The organism is Amycolatopsis sp. VC5-11 (assembly GCF_037034185.1).
Taxonomy (GTDB): domain Bacteria; phylum Actinomycetota; class Actinomycetes; order Mycobacteriales; family Pseudonocardiaceae; genus Amycolatopsis; species Amycolatopsis nivea.
Window position 1 is genome coordinate 61,829 of record NZ_JBAGKF010000007.1, and the last position, 18,327, is coordinate 80,155.

Consider the following 18,327-nt stretch of genomic DNA (forward strand, 5'->3'; position numbering starts at 1 on the left):
GGATTCGGCACATCCCGAAGGAGCATCAGCAATGTCGCTGCGCACCGTCATCAGCCCGAGCAGGTACGTCCAAGGAGCCGGCGCGATCCGGCGGCTCGGCGAATATCTCGCGCCGATCGGGGCGAGGCCGGTGGTCGTCGCCGACGATCTGGTGTGGGGAATGGTCGGCCACGACGTCGAGACGTCCTTGAAGAGCGCGGGCCTGCCGGTGCGGCGGGAGACATTCCGCGGCCTCCCGAGCGCGGCGGAGGTCGATCGGATCGCTGGTGTCCTGCAAGAAACCGGTGCCGATGTGGCGGTCGCGGTGGGCGGCGGGAGCGCGATCGACACGGTGAAGGCCGCGGGCCACCTCGCCGGGATCCGCTGGGCGAACTGCCCGACGGTGGCCTCGACCGACGCCCCCTGCAGCGCGCTTTCGGTGATCTACACCGAAAACGGCGAATTCGAGGAGTACCGGTTCTTTCCGCGCAACCCCGACTTGGTGCTCGTCGACTCACAGGTGGTGGCGAACGCACCGGTCGAACTGCTCGCCGCCGGGGTCGGCGACGCACTGGCGACGTGGCTCGAAGCGCGCGCCACCGCCCAGTCGAACTCGGCGACGATGGCGGGCGGGCTGCCCACGGTCACCGGCACCGCGCTGGCCAAGCTCAGCTGGGAAGTGCTGTGGGACAACGCACTTCAGGCCGTCGACGCGGTCCGCGATTCTCAGGTCACGCCAGCGGTGGAAAAAGTGATCGAGGCGAACACGCTGCTGTCCGGCCTCGGCTTCGAATCCGGCGGACTCGCCGCGGCGCACGCCGTCCACAATGGACTGACGGCGGTCGCGGCCACCCACGGGCTCGCGCACGGCCAGAAGGTCAACATCGGGTCGATCGCGCAACTCGTGCTGGAAGGCGCGCCGTCCGCCGAGGTCCGCGACTTCGTCGAGTTCACGACCCGGGTCGGACTGCCTACGACACTGACCGAAGTCGGCCTGCGCAGCGACGACCACGACAGCCTGCGCGCGGTCGCCGACGCCGCGACCGCCGAAGGCGAGACCATCCACGCCATGCCGTTCGCGGTGCACAGCCGCGATGTCGCTAGCGCGCTGGCCTCGATCGAACGCTTCGCGACCAGGGTCCGCCGCGAGGCGAAACTCCCTGACCCAGTGCCGTATCTGGCGCACGCCTGACGAAACCGCGCCCGCCCGGGCGGCGAGCGGAAACCCTCGCCGCCGCACGGGTAGTCAAGCCTGCCCGTCTGTGACCGACACACCATCTTTGCGCAGGCGGGGAGCCCTCGTGCGGCTCCGCGGCGGCTACGGCGATCCGCTCGCCGTGCCTTACACCGCGTACGCCTGACGAAATCACGACCGCCCGGGCGGCGGCGGAGCGGAAACCCCTTGCCGTCGCCCGGGTATTCAACCCTGCTCGCCTGCAACGGTTCCGGGACGGGCGAATGTCACTTCGGGTCAAGGAGGACCAGTGACCGACACACCACCTTTGCGCAGGCAGGGAGCCCTCGCACGGCTCCGCGGCGGCTACGGCGATCTGCTCGCCGAATTCTTCGGCACGTTCGTGCTCATCGCGCTCGGCGACGGCTGCGTCGCCATGGCGGTGGCCGGACTGCCCGGCTCGGGCCGTACCGCCGGCCCCACGGTGATCTTCCAGGGCACCGGCGACTGGATGCTGATCGTGTGGGGCTGGGCGTTCGCGGTCGCGTTCGCCGTCTTGCTCGCGGGCGGCGTCAGCGGCGCGCATCTCAATCCCGCGGTGACGTTCGCGATGGCATTGCGGCGGCGGTTTCCGTGGCGGCGGGTTCCTGGTTATTGCGGGGCACAGCTTTTCGGCGCGTTCGCAGGCGCTGCACTGGTTTTCGCGGTGTACCACCCGGCCATCCGCGCGTTCGAGGCGGCAGCCGGTGCCGACGGGAAGAACACGACGTTCACCATTTTCGCGACCGCGCCCGCGCGTTATTTCACCGATTGGCTCGGACCGCTGCTGGACCAAGTAGTCGGCACCGCCGTGCTCCTCGCGGTGGTGCTCGCGATCATCGACGGCCGGATCGCGGCGTCGACGCCGAAAATGGCTCCCTTGCTGATCGGGTTCACCGTCGCCGCGATCGGCCTCTCCTACGGCGCGAACGCGGGTTACGCGATCAACCCGGCTCGCGATCTCGGCCCGCGGCTCTTCGCGTTCCTCGCCGGATGGGGCGACGCCGCACTGCCCGGCCCCGGCGGCTATCTGTGGATTCCGATCGTCGGACCGCTGATCGGCGGCGCCGTCGGGGTGCTGCTGTACGACTTCTTCATCGGCGATGTCCTGCACGCGCGCGATTCGCTCCCACTCGGGAAAAGCGTCTCAAAGTGAGACAACCGACGCGTTGAACGGCCCCGAAACGCCGCCTACATTTCTGCCGGATCCCAGCGAAGACAAAGGAGTTGTCGCATGAGCAAGAACATTCTCGTCACCGGTGCCGCCCGGGGCATCGGCAGGGGAATCGCACTGCGCCTCGCGGCGGACGGGCACGACGTCGCGGTCAACGACATCCCGGCCAACGCGGGCGAACTGGAAGCGGTAGCCAAAGAAATCCGCGCCGCCGGCCGCCGCTCCGCGACAGTCACCGCGGACGTGTCCGACCCGGCCGCGGTGACCGCGATGGTCGGGGAAACCGTGCGGGCGCTGGGTTCCCTGGACGTGATGGTCGCGAACGCGGGCATCGCGCAGGTCCTGCCGCTGCTGGAACTGACGCCGGAGGACTGGGACCGGATGATGGCGGTCAACGCCCGCGGCATGTTCCTGTGCTACCAGGCCGCCGCGAAACAGATGATCGAACAGGGCGGGGGAGGCAAGATCATCGGCGCCGCCTCGATCGTCGCGCACCGGCCGTTCGCGTTGCTGGGCCACTATTCCGCGTCGAAGTGGGCCGTCCGAGGGCTGACCCAGGCCGCGGCGATGGAATGGGCCAAGCACGGCATCACCGTCAACGCCTACTGCCCGGGCATCGTCGGCACCGCGATGTGGGACCTCATCGACGAGAAACTGGCCGAATCCGAGGGCTTGCGCAAGGGCCAGGCCATCGCGAAGTACTCCGACCTCATCCACCTGGGCCGGGTCTCGGTCCCGGAGGACGTGGCCAGCTACGTGTCGTACCTGGCGTCCCCCGATTCGGACTACATGACCGGCCAGTCCGTGATGATCGACGGCGGGATCCAGTTCTCCTGAACCGCGTCCCAAGCTCCGGGCACCGGCCCACGGTGCCCGGAGCTTGAGAGTGCTTCTGGCCAACGCCGCCATCATGCTCGTCGACCGCACCCCGCGCGAGTATCCAAAAAGGAATCCCCGGTGACGTCCATCAGCCAGTCCGGCAACGTGTCCCCGCCTGATCCGGCCGCTCGCGAACGCCCACTCAGCCAGCCTGGCTCGTAGCCCGCCGTTCGCGCAGCACGAACTTCTGGATCTTCCCGGTCGACGTCTTGGGCAGCTCCCCGAACGTGACGGACTTCGGGGCTTTGAAACGGGCCAGCCGTTGCCGGACGTGGTCGATGATCTCCTGCTCGGTCGCGGCGAGTCCGTCGAGGAGCGTGACATAAGCCGCGGGCACCTCGCCCCACTGCGGGTCGGGCACCGCGATCACGGCCGCCTCGCGGACGGCGGGGTGGTCCATGATCGCCTGTTCCACCTCGATCGACGCGATGTTCTCCCCGCCGGAGATGATGATGTCCTTCGCCCGGTCGCGCAGTTCCACGTAGCCGTCGGGGTGCACCACGCCGATGTCCCCGGTCCGGAACCAGCCGTCGGGCGCCGCCGCTGCGGTCGCGGCCGGGTCGTCCAGGTAGCCGAGCATGACGTTGTTGCCGCGCAACACGATCTGCCCCGCGGTCTCGCCGTCGGCCGGGACGTCGTTCCCGTTCTCGTCGATCACCCGGGGGACGCACGAGATCATGTTCCCGACCCCCTGGCGCGCCATCAGCCGCACCCGGGTGCGCTCTTCGAGGGAGTCCCATTCCGGGCGCCGGTCGCAGATCATGGCGGGGCCGTAGGTTTCGGTCAGCCCGTAGAGGTGCGTGAGGTCGAAGCCCAGGGACTCCATCCGCCGCAGGATCGCCGGCGACGGAGGCGCGCCGCCGGTCGCGATCCGGACGGTTCGCCCCGCAGGGAGGGCGGCCGCCTCCTCGGCGTACGCGATCATCGACAGCACGGTGGGAGCGCCGTTGAGGTGCGTCACGCCCTCCTCGCGGATCAGCCGCCACACCTGCGCGGGGTCGACTTTCGGCAGGCACACGTGCGTCGCGGCGGCCGCGGTCACCGCCCACGGGAAGCACCATCCGTTGCAGTGGAACATGGGCAAGGTCCACAGGTGCACGGCCGACGGCGTCAATCCCGTGTGGCCGACCATCGCCATGGACTGCAGGTAGGCCCCGCGATGGTGGTACATCACGCCTTTGGGCCGGCCGGTCGTTCCCGAGGTGTAGTTGATCGACAGCAGTGCCAGCTCGTCGGACGGCGTATGCCGCACCGGTTCGGCCGCGGCCAGCAGCGCCTCGTAATCCTCCCCAGCGCGGATCCGTCGGGGAGGGGAGTCGAGCCGCGCGAGGGCGTCGTCGGCGAGGGCGTCGAACGTCGGATCGTGGATCAGCACCGAAGCCCCCGAATGCTGGAGGATGTAGGCGATTTCCCGCGCGGAGAGCCGGGTGTTGACCGCCACCAGCGGCACTCCGGCCCACACCACGCCGAAGTGAGCTTCCAGCAGCACATGCGTGTTGGGTGCCAGCACCGCGACGGGCCGGGCCTCGCTCATTCCCGCCAGCGCGCCGGCGAGGCGGGTGCACCGCTCGCGGAACTCGGTGTACGTCCAGCGCCGGTCCCCGTCGATCACCGCCGTCCGGTCGCTGTGCGCCGCGGCCGCACGATCGAGGAACGACGTCGGGGTCAGGGGTTCGAACGACAACGGCGGCGGTGGCATCCGCGGTCCTTTCTGAAGACGGGGTGGGCTAGAGCTGGCGGAGCACTTTGTCGAGTGCGTCGGCGGTGGCGTCGATGTCGGCGGGGGTGTGGGCGGTGGAAAGGAAGACTTTTCCCGAGGGCATGAAGAGGAAGCCGTGGTGCAGCATGCCGTCGAGGATGTGGCTCCAGGGGCCGCCGGTTCCGTGCAGGCCGGTGGCGCCGCCGTCGGGGACGTACTGCAGGAGCGAGCCGACCCGGTTGAGGCTGCCCCGGCCCGGTGCGGAGGCGAGCACGGCGCCGACGGTGTTCTCGAACTCCGCGGAGACGCGTTCCAGCGCGAGGTAGACCTCGGGGTCGGCGAGCACGCGCATGGTCGCCTCGACGGCGGCCAACGCGACGGGGTTGGCGTTGAACGTCCCGGCATGAACCACGCCGGACGTCACCTGATCTATCAGGTCGGCGCGGCCGACGACCGCGCTCTGGGTGAATCCTCCGGCGATGGCTTTGCCGAACACGGACAGGTCCGGGTGCACGCCGTATTTCTCGGCGGCGCCGCCGCGGGCGATGCGGAATCCGGCGATCACTTCGTCGAAGACGAGGACGACGCCGTGCCGGTCGCACAGGGCGCGCAGCGCGGGCAGGAACTCCGCCGACGGGGCTTCGACGCCGCCGTTGCTCATGATCGGGTCGATAAGCACGGCCGCGATGTCCCGCTCCACGGTCTCGGCGAGCAGGCGTTCGGCCATGGCGATGTCGTTGAAGCGGGCGATGACGAGGTCGTCGAGGACGCTGGGCGTCTGGCCTTTGGACGCGGGCGCGGGAGCGCGCCCGGTGTCGGTGTCGGCGAGTCCGGCGTAGACGCTGTCGTGCCAGCCGTGGTAGCTGCGGGCGAATTTCACCACCCGCCGCCGACCCGTCGCTGCCCTCGCCAGGCGCAGGGCGATCTGGACGGCTTCGGTGCCGGTGTTGCTCCAGAGCAGGCGTTGCCCGTGCGGGACCGCGTCCAGGACGGCTTCCGCGGCGAGGTATTCCAGGGCGTGGCCGGTGCCGACGACCTGCATCCGGGTCGCGGCCGCGCAGGCTGCTTCGATGATGCGGGGGTCGCTGTGGCCGAGCAGCATCGGTCCCCACGCCATGACGTAGTCGACGTAGCGGTCGCCGTCGAGGTCCCACACGTGCGCGCCGCGTGCTTCGCGGACATAGAGCGGATGCGGCCGCATCGCGAGGCGCAACCCCGACGCCACCCCGCCGCCGATGCTGCGCCGGGCCCGTTCAAAAGCCAGACGCGAACTTTCCAGTGCCATCAGGAAATCCCTCCTCAAGAGACCGAAGCAATCGCCGAGGTCGGCGTTGAAGTGGATGGCGCCGTGGCCACCATGGCCGTTGGCTACGGCGCCTCGCTTACACCGCTCCCAACGCGGCCCGTCGCCGTTGGGTCGCGTCATGGTCGACCCGGGCCGCGTGCTCTTCTCCGACGATGACCACGCCATACACCTCCGCGGCGGCCTCGCGGGTGACGTAACCCTCGGCGACGTCGTGGAGTACCGCGTCGGCGTCGCGGGTACGAGGGTCGCCGAATCCGCCGCCGCCCGCGGTCGTGTTGAGCACGTACTGGCCCGGTTCGAGGGCGATCGCGCCGGTGCCCGGCAGTTCGGTGACCTCGCCGGTCGCGTGGCGGAGCGCGGCCGCGGCCGTGGCGCCGGGACCGCCGCCGTGGATGCCGTTCGGCGGCGACTCGTGGGCGTCGAGCGTCCACACGACGTCGACCGGGTTTCCGCGTGCGGTGTAGGCCAGTTCCATCGCGTTGGCCCCGCGGTGCCTGCCGGGCCCGCCGGAGTCGGGGAGCAGCCGCACGTAGTCGAACTGGACCGGGTACTTCTGCTCGTTGATCTCGATCGAGTCCCGGTACAGCAGGCCGGCGCAGACCGGCAGGATCCAGGTCAGCCACCCGTCGCAGTCCCGCGAGGCGGGTCCGCCGTTGTTGGCGACGAACATCTGGTTCACGAACGGCATCCCGGTCCGCCAGTCGGTCCCGGAGATGACGCCCATGCCCGGTCCCATGCCGGTGCCGCCCTCGGCGACGCCGTGGCCGGTGCCCGCTTCGCCGAGGGCCGACTGGGCGAGGTTGACCAGCCGGTCCGCGACGTTCGTGGTGGCCATCGACGCGGACGTCGGGTGCCGGGGGATCCCGACGACGCAGTTCTCGCGCAGGAGGACCTCGACGCGGCGGAAAGCCCCGGCGTTGTGCGGCACGGTCGGGTCGATGTTGTTGAACAGCCCGGCGATCGCCATGTTCGTCGCCGTCGAGCGCGTCATGTTCAGGCCGGCCGGAACGCAGTCCGGGTTGTCGCGCAGGTCGATGCTGACCCGGCCCGCCTCGGCGTCCACCGTCAGGTCCACCTTGAGCGGGATCGGGGGCAGCGGCCCGACGCTGTCGTGCTGCCCGTGCCGCACGTAGCGCCCGGACGGCAGCGCCGAAATCGCCGCGGTCATCCGGCGCTCGGAGTAGTCGAACCACTCGGCGACGAACTGCCGGATCAGTTCGAGGCCGTAGACGTCGACGAGTTCCTTGAGCCGGCGTTCGCCGGTCCGGGCCGCGCCCAGCGTCGCGAGATAGTCGCCGTACCACTGGTCGGGCACCCGGATCCGCCTGCGGCACATCTCGATGACGTCGGAAATGTCTTCGCGGTCGCGCTGGACCTGCACGCACGGGAAGTTGAGCGCGCCCTCCTCGTACACGTCCTTGGCCATCGCGAAATAGGTCGTGGGCATGCTGTTGCCGATGTCGGCCTGGTGTGACTTGGCGACGGCGGTGAAGAGGTGCGTGTCGCCGACGAACACCGGCACCATGATCGTGTGGTCGGCGTGGTGCGAGCCGCCGACGTAAGGATCGTTGTCGAGGTAGGCGTCGCCGTCGCGGAGGTCGGGATGCCGGCGGCGCAGTTCGGCGGTCTGCAGATGCGCGCCGAAGATGTGCACCGGCAGGCCTTCGGCGGAGGCGAGCAGTTCGTCCTCGCCGGTCACGATCGAGCAGGAGAAGTCCCGCGCGACCGCGATGACCGAGGAGCGGCCGGCGCGCAGCAGCGTGCTGGTCATCTCGCGGACGATCGTGTCGAGCCGGTTGGCGATGACCGCCATCTGGGCGGGGTCGAGGGTCCCGGATGTCATGTCAGACCTCCACGAGGTAGTTGCCGGCGGACGTGACGTGCAGGCGGGCGCCCGGCGGCACGACGAGGGTGCTGGTCGGTTCCTCGACGATGAGCGGGCCCGCGAGGACGGTGCCGGGCGGTCGCGACCCTCCGGCGACGACAGTCGTGTCGTGCCAAGCGCCGTCGAAGTAGGCCGGTTTGACGCGGTCCGCGCCCGTGCGGACCGGTTCGAGCCCGTCCCGGCGCTCGGTGACCGCGGCGACCGCGCGGCTTCCGACGGGGGCGCGCAGCCGCGCCTTCCACGTCAGGCATTCCAATGGCGCACCGGGTTCCTTCACCGAGAAGACGCGCTCGTGGGCCTCGTCGAAGGCCTGCCGGAGCGCGGCCAGGCCGTCGGCGTCGTCGATCTGCGCGCCGACTGGCACTTCCAGCTCCCACACCTGGTAGGCGTAGCGGGCCTCGACGAGGTGGTCGACGGTGATGCCGTCGACGCCGCGCTCGCGCAGTCCGGCGGCGAATTCGTCCGCGCGCTCGTCGAGTCCTTTGAGGACGCTGTTCACCGCTTCGAAGTCCCAGGACCTGGTGTCGGCGAACTGGCTGGCGGTGAACTCCGCGACGATGTCGGAGAACTGGCCGCCGGTCGCGCTGAGCGCTCCGGCCGATCGCGGCATCAGCACCGAGGAACAGCCGAGCGCGCGCACGATCGCCGCGATGCCCAGCCCCGCGGCGCCGCCGCCCGCGACGACCAGCGCCCGCGCGGGATCGACGCCCTCGTTGATGGTGATGTCCTGGATCGCGCCGACCATGTGCTCGTTCGCGACGGTCAGGACCGACTCCGCGGTCTTCTCCCGGCTGAGCCCGAGCGTCGCGGCGAGCCCGTCGACCGCGGTGTTGGCGGCGTCGCGGTCGAGCGGCATGCGGCCGCCGAGGAATGTGTCCGGGTCGAGGTAGCCCAGGACGCAGGCGGCGTCGCTGACGGTCGGCTCGGTCCCGCCGCGGCCGTAGCAAGCCGGCCCGGGATCGGCGCCGGCGCTGCGCGGGCCGACACGCAGGAGCCCGCCGTTGTCGACCCACGCGATCGAGCCGCCGCCGGACCCGATCGAGCGGATGTCCACCGAGGCCGTTCCGGTCAGGTGCCCGAGATACTTCGGGCCGAGCCACGTTTCGTTGGTGAAGGTGACCGCGCCGGCCCGGACGAGCGAGACGTCGAAGCTCGTCCCGCCGGTGTCGCAGACGATCACGTCGCGGTTGTCGTTCTCGGCCCGGGCGAACGTCAGTCCGGCCACCGGGGCCATCGAGGGTCCGGAGCGGACCGTGTCGACCGGCCGGGCCGCGGCGTCGGGCAGGTGCAGCACGCCGCCGAACGAGGTCGCGACCATGAGTTCCCCGCGGAACCCGGCGGCGGCGAGATCCTCGGCGATGGCGGACAGGTGCGCGCTCATCATCGGTTTGAGGGAGGCGTCGATCGCGGCCGTCGAGGCTCGCCGGTACTCCCGGACGATCGGGTTGACCTCGTGCGAGAGCGTGTAGGGAATCCCGGGCAGCTCCTCGGAAATCAGCTCGCCGACGCGGCGTTCGTGCGCACCGTTGACGATCGCCCAGAGCAGGCAGACCGCGACGGCTTCGACGTCCTGCGCGCGCAGCCGGCGGAGGATGTCCCGGACCGCGTCCTCGTCCAGGCGTCGCACGACGTCGCCCTCGGAGTCGATGCGTTCCGGGATTTCGCTGGTGAGCGCGCGGGGCACGTAGGGCTCGGGATAGCGCACGCTGAGGTCGAATCCGTCGTGTTTCCCGCCCTCGCGCAGCACGAGGATGTCCGGGAAGCCCTCGGTGACCAGCAGCGCCGTGCGGGCGGTGCGGCCCTCGAGGATGGCGTTGGTCGAGCGAGTCGTGGAGTAGACGAACGTGGTCGTGTCCGCGAGCAGCTGCCCGGCGGTGATGCCCAGTTCGGCAGCGGCGACCTCGACTCCTCCGCGCACGCCGTCGAAAGCTCGCTCGCGGGTCGGTGCCTTGCCGATCGTGAGGCGGCCGTCGGCGTCGGTCACGACCACGTCGGTGAAGGTGCCGCCGGTGTCGACGGTGATCTTGTAGGGCACTGGTCCAGTCCTTTCAGCAGGGTTCGGAGCGGCCGGTCAGGCAGTGCGCGCGCCGGCGCGCCGGGCGGCGCGGACGAAATCGGCGGATTCCGCGGCGCAGCCCGCGCAGATCGCGGCCAGACCGGCGGACGGGTCGCGGTCCATTTCGATGGCGGTGTAGGAGAGTTGGCAGGCGTGGCACCGGATCCGGGCGCCCCAGACGTCGTCGACCTCGTCGCGCGGGTCGTCGCCGCGAGGCAGCAAGGGCGACCGTCCGACCCGCGTCCCGACGGCGTACAGGAGCGCGGCGAGGACACAGGTGATCGCCGGTGCGAGGGTCGTGTACCAGGCGCCGGGGCGGCCGGATTCGGTCAGCACGATCCCGGTCAGCGAGGCGAGGATCCAGGCCGCGAGGCCGGGCAGCACGTTGCGGAGCCGGCCGGGACGGAACTCGGGGATGCCGTCGCGGTCCCCGCGGACCAGCCCGATGTGGGTGAGCGCGATGGCGACCCAGGCGGCGACGAACACTCCCTGCCACGCCAGTGCGGTCAGCAGATAGGACAGCACGTCGGTGAGCATGAAGGCGAAGACGATGACTCCGGCGATCACCGACCAGGCGATCCGGGGCCAGCGCAGCCGCAGCGCGCGTTCGCCGAACGCCTCCAGGTTGGTCGAGGCGACGTAGTAGTTCGCCGTGTTGATCCTGGTTTGGCTGACCAGGATGAACAGCAGGCCCGCGACCCCGAGGGTGCCGAGCACCGCGTCGATGACCCCGGTCTCCGAGGCCGCCTGCCCCGGCAGGACGGCGGTGGTCACGAAGATGCCGATGACGCCGTTGAGCACGAATGTGGCCAAGTAGTAAGGAATTCCGAAGGTGACCCGCGAGTGGAACCGCGCGTCTGAAGGGCGGCCAAGGCGGGCGTAGTCGACGGCGAACATCATCAGGACCCAGGTGCCCAGGTAGACCATGAAGGCGGTGACCCAGCCGGGAAGCGCGAGCCCGGCCGGCGTCGGCGTGGCTGCCAGACCGGACGCGAATCCGTGCTGGATGCCGGCGGCGAGCACCAGCGCGACGAGCCCGGCGAGATAGAGCGGGAGCAGCACGCCGTTGAGCCGGTCGAGCCAGCGCTGGACTCCGCCGATCACGAGAGGCACGGCGTAGAGGACCACGATCGCGTACCAGATGCGGATGTCGCTGGTCGGCGCGAACCACCGCTGCAGCGCGACCGCGATCACCGAGCCCTCGAAGACCGCGTAGTAGATCGCGGTGGCGCCGAGCAGGAGCGGAGCGAGGCCGCCGCCGAGATAACCGAACAGCCGTCGGGAAAGCAGGGCCACGGTGAGCCCGGAACGAATGGCGTAGCGGACCAGCACGGCTTGAACGAGCCCGAAGACCACCGAGGCGAGAACCATGCCGACGACGGCGTTCGTGCGGCCGACGGCTTGGTCCACCGAAACCGCTACGTAGAGCCAAAACATCGCGCTGAAAGTCGCGAGCCACGCCATCGACAGGGACGTCCGGCCTGCCCGGCCGGTCAGCGGCACGACGTGGGTGGCGTAGTCCTGGGTCGCGGCCTGCTTGACGACCGCGGGGTCGTCGGTGCGGGTGATGCGGAGCGGAGGTCTGACGGGGTGTTCGGTCTCCGGGAAGGAATCGGCAGTCATGGGGCAGTCCTCGGATGGCCATGGTCGTCCGCCGCGGGCGGGTGCGGCGGACACGACCGGATGGGCCGCCGTCGACTGGGCGGCGACGCTGCGAACCGGCGAATGCGGTTCCGGCGACCGGGCCGCTGGGGGTGGGCGGGCCGTCGATCGCCGCGGACAACGCTACGAGCGGCCCTTGTGACCTGGGTCATCCCGGCGGACGGTCTTCGGGAGGAGATCGCTCCGGCCATCCGGAGGAGGAAGGCATCCTCCGCGCGGCCGGTGGCGGGGGATCAGTCGAGCAGGCCGCGCCGGATCGCCGCGGCCACCGCCGAGGCCCGATCGTTCACGCCGAGCTTCTCGTAGGCGTGCTGAAGATGAGTCTTGACCGTCGTCACGCCGACGAAGAGTTCGGCGGCGATGTCCTTGATCGCTGTTCCCTCGGCGGCGAGCCGCAGCACATCGCGCTCGCGCTCGGTCAGCGGCGGCTGCTCCTGCCGCCGGGCCTGTCGCCGGAGTTCCTCGGCCAGGCCCGTCTGCAACTCGGGCGGGATCACGGTAGCCCCGCCGGCGACGGCGAGGACGGTCTCGGCGACGGTCTGCCCGGAGACGATCTTCATCAGGTAGGCGCGGGCGCCGGCGGCCAGAGCGCGGTAGACCGTCGCGCTGTCCTCGTACGCGGAGACGATCACGCATCGCGACGCGAGGCCCTCGCGCGCGCACTGCTCGATGATCTCGATTCCGTCGGCCCCGGGGAGCATGAGGTCGAGCACCGCGACGTCGGGTTCGGTCCGGCGAAGCAGTTCGAGCGCGTGCGCGCCGTCCCCGGACACTCCGACGACCTCGATTTCGGCATGGCTTCCCAGCTGCGCGGCCAGCCCGTCGCGATAGACGGGGTGGTCGTCCGCGAGCAGCACCCGCACCAGGTTCATCCGCGGCTCTCCGAGGTCAGTTCGCTGATCGTGCGGACGAGCGCACGAAGGTCGACGGGCTTGGTCAGGTAGGCCGCGGCCCCGGCTTCGGTGAGCCGGGTGATGCGCGGGCCGAGCGCGTCCGCGGACACGACGACCACCGGGATCGCCGCCGTCTCCGGCTGGGCGCGGAGGCGGGCGAGGACGTTCTCCCCGTCGGCGTCCGGAAGGTGCAGGTCCAGCAGGATGATGTCGGGCCGGGCCACGCGCGCGAGCGCGACGCCGTCGGCCCCGGTCCTCGCGCAGGTCAGTTCGGCGACATGCTGCCGCTCGAGCACGCCTCGCACGAGTTCGACGTTCGCGTCGGCGTCCTCGATGTACAGGACGTGCACCGAGGACAGGTCGGCGAGCGGCTCGCCAGGCCCGGTCTCCGCCGCCTCGTGCTGCGGCCGCACCCCGGGGGCGACCGGCAGTTCGAGGAAGAACACGCTTCCCCGCCCCGGTTTCGACCGCTCGACCCCCAGCGTCCCGCCCATCGCCTCGACCAGGGTGCGGGAAAGGGTCAGGCCCAAACCGGTCCCTTCCACCTCGGTCCCGCCGGCGTCGAGGCGCTCGAACGGGGCGAAAACCCGCTCGGCCTCCTCGGCAGTCAGCCCCCGGCCGGTGTCGGTGACCAGGAACCGGATCCGCCCTTCGCCGGCGCGGAAAGACGCGGTCACCATGCCGTCCGGGCGGTTGTACTTCACCGCGTTGCTGAGCAGGTTCAACAGCACCTGCGCGAGCCGGCGCCGGTTGGCCACGACGGCGGTGTCGAGGCCGCCGTGGAAATCCCGGGCGAGGGTGATCCCGCGGGCCTCCGCCAGCGGCCGCACGAGGACCAGCGCTTCCTGGAAGGCCTCGACCGCGCCGACCGGCTCGACCTCGACGTCCAGTCCGACATGCTCGGTGGTGGTGATGTCGAGGACTTCGTTGATGAGGTTCAGCAGGTGGTGGCCCGCCTGCACGATGCGGTGCGCCCGGTCGGCCTGCTCGCCCCGCAGGTCGAGCTCCAGCAGTTGGCCGAAACCCAGGATCGAGTTGAGCGGCGTGCGCAGCTCGTGGCTCATCCGGGACAGGAACTCCGTCTTCGCCGCGTTGGCGCGCTCCGCCTCGTCGCGAGCTAGGCGGACGGCCTGTTCGGCGTGGCTGCGGTCGGTGATGTCGGTCGAGATGCCGCCGACCGCGTACGGCTTGCCGTCCTCGCCGATCAGCGGGAACTTCGTGGACAGGTAGATCGTGTCTCCCGGGACCAGCTCCTCGAACATCATGCTTCGGGCCGCGTCGAGAACGCGCCGGTCGTTGGCGTGATAGGTGCGGCCGAGCCGGGCGCCGAAGATGTCGTCGTCGGTCATCCCGACGACGTCCTCCCGGCGGACCCCGGTGGCTTTCTCGAACGAACTGTTGATCAGCAGGTAACGCCCGTCGGCGCCCTTGAGGTAGATGAGCGCGTCGACCGCGTCCGCGATCGCCTGCATCATCTGCTCGCTCTCCCAGAGCGCGCGATCCGCCCGGGAACGCGACGCGGTGACGTCGAGCTGCACGAGCACCAGCCCGGCGAGCTCGTCGGACCGCAACCGGTCGACGCGCAGAAGCACCGGAGTCTCCCCGCCAGCACCGGCGAGACTCACCTCGCGCGGTCCGCAGCCGGACGCGAGCGCGTCGGCGGGCAGCGCCGGGAACAGCTCGCTCAAGCAGGTGCCCGCCGGAACAGAACGGCCGAGCAGCGCGCTGAACGCCGTGCTGGCGGCGACAACCTCGGCACCGTCCGGTCCGTGGCGCACGATCAACGACGGCGCGACCGCGAGCTCGATCAGCTCCGCGGCCGCCGTCGATACTCCGTTGGATCGGCGCGACACGTCCACAGCCGCAGATCCTAGGCGCACACCGGCAGTGCGTCGGCCCATGACGCTGGTAAGCAGGGCGTATTGAGCTCGCTCTTTCGATTCAGTTCGCCGTTGTGCGACTGACCGCATCATGACCTCGGCGCTTCCCGGACAGCCCGCCGGATCGCAGAGCTGAAGGAGCTGATCCGCGCCGATACTCGCCGTGACTTCGGGATTCCTGCCCAGGTCGCCGCCGGAGCTGATGACTTGAGCGCACGCGGCGTACCGGTTGCGCGTTCGGAATCCTGCACCGCCGCGTCCAGCATCGCCAAGCGCTTGTCCCGCAGCGGTTTCGCCGGGGCGACGGCGTTTCACGGCGTCCCGTTCACGGTCGAGGACTCGCTGGACGTGCGGGGGAGGGGTACCGCACGCGGCTCCGCTCTCTTCCGGAACGGTGCACCCGCTGCCCTGGGATACGAGCGGATCCCAGGCGGGCCGGGCCGCGGGGAACCGGCCGCGAGCGCCGCCGGGACATCGCTGCCCAGGCTCACCTGATCGAGGCAACAGCGCGAATTAATTGGAGACACCGAGTTGCCGAGCGACCTGCTCAGCAGCCCGCTGACCAGTCAGGACCGCACCGTTCATCGTTCCGGCCCACTCGCCCGCGGTCTCCACCCCAGCCCAATGCACGCGCCCGTGCGGCTCGGCGAGAGCGCTCCCGTAACTGCCGGACGCGTAAGGGGGAACCGCCGGATTCGGGCCGCCCGGGGCGAACGGTTCCGTGCCCCAGCAGTGGTCCACGTAGTCGATCGGGGCACCGGCCTGCGGCCCGTACAGATCGACGAGCTGCCGGACGACGCGGTCCCGCCGGGCTTCCGGGCTGAAGTTGTCGTACACCCGGGGGTCGCAGAAGGCCATCAGAATGCCCGGTCCGCTGTCGTCGGGCGAGACGTCGAACGTGATGAACACGGTGCCGGTGTCGGTCAGTGCCTCGCCGGAAAGCCCGCTGCTGCGCCAAAACGGCTTTTCGTAGGCGACGAACGCCTTGCTCAGCGCGCCCATGCGCCAGGTCTTGGCCAGCCACTCGCCGTTCTCCGGTAGCGCGGGCTCGAACTCGATGTCGGCCCGGTGCGAGGGAGCAGCGGTGACGATGGCGTACTTGGCGTTGATCACCTCCGAGTCTGTGCTGACCGTGACGCCACTGCCGTCCTGCGCGATTCGCCGGACCGGAGTGCCCACCACCACCCGGTCGCCGAGCTTTTCGGCGAGCCGCGTGGCGATCTCCTGAGTGGTTTCGGCGTAGCGCTCCTCTTGCTGACCATCCTCGACGTCCAGCATGTGCGAAACCCCGCCCGCCGCGCGGATGTAGCGCAACGCGTGCAGCAGCGAGACGTCACCCGGGCTGCAGCCCCACTGCACCTTGCTGAGAATGGTCATCAGCGCACGCGTACCAGGCTGCGCGTCGTTCCGGTCGAGCCATTCACCGAACGAAACCGCATCGAGCCGGTCGGCTTCCAGAGACTCCCACGCCGCTTCGACGTCGACCGTCGAGAGCAGTTCGTGCAGAATCCCTTGCACGCGGCCCATGTCCTCCACGGCCTCAGTCGAAATCTCGGGAATGGTGCCCTGGTAGGTACTGCGCTCCCCGCCCATCCACAGAACATTGAGACCCTTGGCGAACTGTGGAGTCGTAGTACACCCCAGCCGGCTCGCGAGATTCCGGATCTCCGTGTGCCGCCGCGAAACCCACGTCGCCCCGAGATCGACTTTGACCCCCGCGACCTCGCCGGAATACGACCGGCCACCGATCCGGTCGCGCCCCTCCACGACCCGCACGGACACGCCCAGGTCCGCCAACCGTTCCGCAGCGGTCAACCCGGCGAATCCAGCGCCGACGACCACGACATCAGCCGATACGGTATTCGGTTCGCGCTCAACAGATTTCGACATAGTTCCCTCCTTGACACCCGCGGTCCGCGTGGTGTGCGATGCATCGGGTAATCGCCTCGGCTACGAAAATCCCGCGCACAACTGGGCAGTCCGGTGTTCGGATGCCTCAGCTGTCATGACCGCCCTGGTTCTCGCTCTTTCTGCTGCCGACGCTTTCCACTGTTCCTGCCAGCGACAGCGGCTCCCCACTGCAGAACGCACCTGATTTCACGAGGGCCGGTGCACGATGCACCGAGTTCGCTTGGCCACCGACCAGCCGGGAATCCGGAACCTTTCCATCCGCCAGGTTCCCGCCCGATGACTGCGGAGAGCTTCGAGCGACTGCCACAGTTTCTCTTATCCAGACGACCACCGTCGCGACGTGGACCAGCCTATGCGGAATTGCATTTCACGAGCACTCTCACTGGATTCGCTCGAGAAATTTTCGGGAGGGCCGGGCCGCATGCTCGGCAGAAGCCTGCCTCTGCCGGGCCTCAGCGGAGATCACCAGAGGTGAACCAGCCAGTGTTCCGTTCTCACGCCAATATCGAAGACATCGTCGTGCTCGGGCGACAACTCGGTCAGATATGCGGCGACGGAGTAATCGCGGACACCAGGAAGAGCGAGGGTGACGTCCCTCGGCGACGGTGTCATGGAGACGATCTGGAGAAGCGCGCTCTCTGTCCGAAGCGTGCTAGTGAATCGCTGCACCTGCGCCGGGGGAGGGGACGGTGGCGGGGCCCAGACTTCGACAGTCAGTCCGACGTCGGCAATTCCCGCCTCGGGGAGGCAAGAGGCATGCTCTCGCCGCGCCATGGGGTGTCTTCGTGCGCCCGGGCTTACCTCAACCGGCGAGGCGGGTGATATCGATAGCTGTAGTCCAGTTTGCGGAAGGCGAGGCACACCGCGAATGGCTCGTCGCCGAACTCCCGTCGCAAGAGTCGCCAGTTGCGAGCGAGGTATTCGGCAGCCGCCCAGGTGGTGTCGCCTCGACAGCCCAGGCAGAAGATCACGGTGGTGCCGCGGACCGCGTCGCGCACCTTCTCGACGACAGCGAGTGTCGTCGCGTCCGAGGCGACCCGTTCCCCGAGATCGGGGCCGTTGAGTACTTCCGCGTACCCTGCTTCGGGCTGAAGTTGGTGCGGGTCGGCGTCCGGGCGTTCGTTCGACAGCCGCAAGGTCACCAGATTCTCGTCGAGGTAGAGCTTGCGGATTCGGTTGCGTGTCGCAGCGCCGACTACGATGAGGTTGCCGCCCAACCCTGTGAAATGCTGGGGATCGTCGGTCACCGCCGGGCTTACAGTGGTCTGGAAGTCGTACTTGTGGCCGCCGAGGTAGATCGCGTCGACCAGACCGCGGACCAGGTCCGGAAGGCGGAAAGACGCCGAACCGAACAGTCGCGTGATCGCTTCGGAGGCGCGCAACTCATGCAGGGAAACTGAATAGCCGCGCGGGCGGGTGCTTGTTGTCGTGTTCCAAAGGTTGGACAGGCAGACGATCAGATGCGGGTTGGCGCGCAGGCCGAAGAACGTGCGGAAGCGGTGTTGGCCGATCCGGACCATGCCGGCTGCGGCGAGGCCCAGGCCGATCCAGAACACGATGTTCGCGATGACGTTGGTGGCGATGTCGAGCAGCACCGCATCAGCGTGGTACCCGCGCCTGGCGGGCGTCCGGCCAGTGATCCGATCGTTAGACGAGCACCGGCTGCAGCATCTGACAGTGCGCTCGCCGCCGACGGCGTTCATGAGCTCTTGAGCGCCGGATCATCCCGTCATTACTCCTTTCGTGTCAATGCCTAGCATGACGGTCTGTTGAGCGCGTTGCGTCATTTC

Annotated in this window: 12 protein-coding genes; 3 read left to right on the forward strand and 9 right to left on the reverse strand. The window is 69.5% G+C overall.

All coding sequences use genetic code 11. The annotated features are described in order from the left end of the window. Positions 1–31 precede the first annotated feature (31 nt). From WA670_RS21975 to WA670_RS21985, 3 genes are all read left to right on the forward strand, one after another. Entirely contained in the window at positions 32–1,171 is a 1,140-nt protein-coding gene (locus WA670_RS21975) for a glycerol dehydrogenase (protein ID WP_336158707.1), read from the forward strand. A 292-nt stretch (positions 1,172–1,463) separates the two neighbouring features. Beyond that, a complete protein-coding gene (locus WA670_RS21980; RefSeq protein WP_037814443.1) occupies positions 1,464–2,348 on the forward strand; it encodes an MIP/aquaporin family protein in 885 nt (294 codons plus the stop codon). A 78-nt stretch (positions 2,349–2,426) separates the two neighbouring features. After that, positions 2,427–3,203 (forward strand): acetoin reductase, encoded by a 777-nt coding sequence (locus WA670_RS21985; protein ID WP_037814442.1) that lies wholly within the window; start codon positions 2,427–2,429, stop codon positions 3,201–3,203. 184 nt (positions 3,204–3,387) lie between these two features. Here WA670_RS21985 and WA670_RS21990 read toward each other — a convergent pair whose 3' ends face one another. From WA670_RS21990 to WA670_RS22030, 9 genes are all read right to left on the reverse strand, one after another. Next, on the reverse strand, positions 3,388–4,944 hold the full coding sequence (locus tag WA670_RS21990) for an AMP-binding protein (protein WP_336158708.1): 1,557 nt from the start codon (positions 4,942–4,944) through the stop codon (positions 3,388–3,390). A 28-nt stretch (positions 4,945–4,972) separates the two neighbouring features. After that, on the reverse strand, positions 4,973–6,229 hold the full coding sequence (locus WA670_RS21995) for an aspartate aminotransferase family protein (RefSeq protein WP_336158709.1): 1,257 nt from the start codon (positions 6,227–6,229) through the stop codon (positions 4,973–4,975). 97 nt (positions 6,230–6,326) lie between these two features. Continuing rightward, positions 6,327–8,093: a hydantoinase B/oxoprolinase family protein gene (locus tag WA670_RS22000; RefSeq protein WP_336158710.1), complete on the reverse strand. Its 1,767-nt coding sequence runs from the start codon at positions 8,091–8,093 to the stop codon at positions 6,327–6,329. Between the two features lies 1 nt (position 8,094). Continuing rightward, the gene (locus WA670_RS22005) at positions 8,095–10,170 is read right to left on the reverse strand and encodes a hydantoinase/oxoprolinase family protein (RefSeq protein ID WP_134731629.1); all 2,076 of its coding nucleotides are present in this window, start codon (positions 10,168–10,170) and stop codon (positions 8,095–8,097) included. 36 nt (positions 10,171–10,206) lie between these two features. Then, positions 10,207–11,814 carry a purine-cytosine permease family protein gene (locus WA670_RS22010; protein ID WP_134731631.1) on the reverse strand — a complete coding sequence of 536 codons (1,608 nt, stop codon included), beginning with the start codon at positions 11,812–11,814 and terminating at the stop codon, positions 10,207–10,209. Between the two features lie 272 nt (positions 11,815–12,086). Then, the gene (locus tag WA670_RS22015) at positions 12,087–12,725 is read right to left on the reverse strand and encodes a response regulator (RefSeq protein WP_134731633.1); all 639 of its coding nucleotides are present in this window, start codon (positions 12,723–12,725) and stop codon (positions 12,087–12,089) included. Continuing rightward, positions 12,722–14,605: a PAS domain-containing hybrid sensor histidine kinase/response regulator gene (locus WA670_RS22020; RefSeq protein WP_336158711.1), complete on the reverse strand. Its 1,884-nt coding sequence runs from the start codon at positions 14,603–14,605 to the stop codon at positions 12,722–12,724. Before WA670_RS22020 ends, WA670_RS22015 begins: the two co-directional genes overlap by 4 nt. A 534-nt stretch (positions 14,606–15,139) precedes the next feature. Next, the gene (locus WA670_RS22025; protein ID WP_336158712.1) at positions 15,140–16,516 is read right to left on the reverse strand and encodes a flavin monoamine oxidase family protein; all 1,377 of its coding nucleotides are present in this window, start codon (positions 16,514–16,516) and stop codon (positions 15,140–15,142) included. Between the two features lie 818 nt (positions 16,517–17,334). Further along, entirely contained in the window at positions 17,335–18,132 is a 798-nt protein-coding gene (locus tag WA670_RS22030; RefSeq protein ID WP_336158713.1) for a hypothetical protein, read from the reverse strand. Positions 18,133–18,327 lie beyond the last annotated feature (195 nt).